The sequence below is a fragment of the Actinoalloteichus spitiensis RMV-1378 genome, from assembly GCF_000239155.1.
GTDB classification, from domain to species: domain Bacteria; phylum Actinomycetota; class Actinomycetes; order Mycobacteriales; family Pseudonocardiaceae; genus Actinoalloteichus_B; species Actinoalloteichus_B spitiensis.
Genome location: NZ_AGVX02000759.1, coordinates 1 through 1,434, shown reverse-complemented (window position 1 = coordinate 1,434; position 1,434 = coordinate 1). Strand labels below are relative to the sequence as shown.

1 protein-coding gene is annotated in these 1,434 nt (G+C 74.0%); it reads right to left on the bottom strand.

Going from position 1 to position 1,434, the window contains the following annotated elements; translation table 11 throughout:
* Positions 1 to 1,298 (bottom strand): YibE/F family protein (locus tag ACTIDRAF_RS31250; RefSeq protein WP_245533632.1); only part of this gene is annotated, 1,298 nt, incomplete at its 3' end.
* Positions 1,299 to 1,434: the final 136 nt, after the last annotated feature.

Here is a 1,434-nt window from a genome sequence, read left to right as displayed (position 1 = left end):
CGGGCGGCCTCGGAACGCGTCCGGTCCGCCGTTCGCCCGGTGTCCGAGACGTCGCGGTCAGGGCCGTCCCCGTCCACCTCCTCGTCGGTCCCTCCGCCGCCCTCGGGGTCCGGGGTGGACCGGGTGATGCGGTCGCCGGGGTTCGGCGGGTCCTCCCGGGAGGCGACCACGGCCGCGATCGCCGTGGTGATCGGGACGGCGGCGACCAGGCCGATGCTGCCCACGAGGGTGCGCACGATCTCCTGCGCCACCACCTGGGCGCCGGCGAGGGTGCCGAAGTCGATGCCGGAGAGCGAGTAGGCGAGCAGCATCGGCAGCGCGGCACCCGCGTAGGCCAGGGCCAAGGTGTTCACCGCCGCCGAGATGTGGTCCCGGCCGATGCGGAGCCCCGCAGCGTACAGCTGCCGCCAGCCCAGGTCCGGGTTCGCCGCCCGGAGCTCCCAGACGGCGCTGGTCTGGGTGACGGTCACGTCGTCGAGCACGCCGAGCGCGCCGATCAGGATGCCGGCGAGGAGGAGCCCACGCGGGTCGACGCTGCTGCCCACGATGGTGATGAGGTTCGTGGTCTCGTCGTCCAGGCCGGTGAGGCGGGTCGTCGCCATGAAGAACAGGCCGAGCAGGGCGATCAGGGTGAGGCTGAGCAACGTGCCCAGCACGGCGGTCGAGGTGCGGGCCGAGAACCCGTGCGCGAGGTAGAGGACGATGAACATGATCACGCCGGAGCCGACGACACCGACCAGGACGGCGTCCTGGCCGGCGAGGATCGCCGGGAGCACGAAGAAGACCAGCACGAGGAAGCTGAGTGCCAGCCCGAGGAGGGAGACCAGGCCCTTCCACCGGGCGAGCAGCACGACGGACAGGGCGAACAGCGCCGCGAGCCAGGCCAACGCCGGGCCTCGCTGGTAGTCCACCACCTGGTAGGACATCGGGTTGTCCGGCTCGCTGCCGGCGTAGGAGAGCACCACCTGGTCGCCGACCGCGAAGCGGGGAGTACCGGGTTCGACGGGCAGGACCTGCGTGATGACGCGGCCCGCCCCCTCACCACTGGTGAGGGTCACCTCCAGTCGGACGCAGTCCGGCTCCCCGCCTCCGGGGGGCGGTTCGGGGGGCGGGGGGCTGGTGCCTGGCTCCGCCAGGCTCGTCTGGCAGGAGGACGCCGCCGTGGCGGTGACGTCGCCGTGCACGGGCTCGGCCCCGAAGCCCAGTTCCTCGGGGGTGGGTGACTCGTACCCCGAGGGGTAGAGCAGCACCATGCCCGTGAGGGCGGCCAGCAGGCACGGGGTGAGGAGCCAGGCCAACAGCAGCCGGACCTGGCGCGAGGCCGGGGTGCTCGGCCCGTGCCCGTGCCCGTGTCCGTGCCCGTGGCCGGGCGGGGGCGGGTCGGCTGGCGGCGGCCCGGAACCGCCGCCGGCGGCTCCGGGCGGTGGCTCCGCC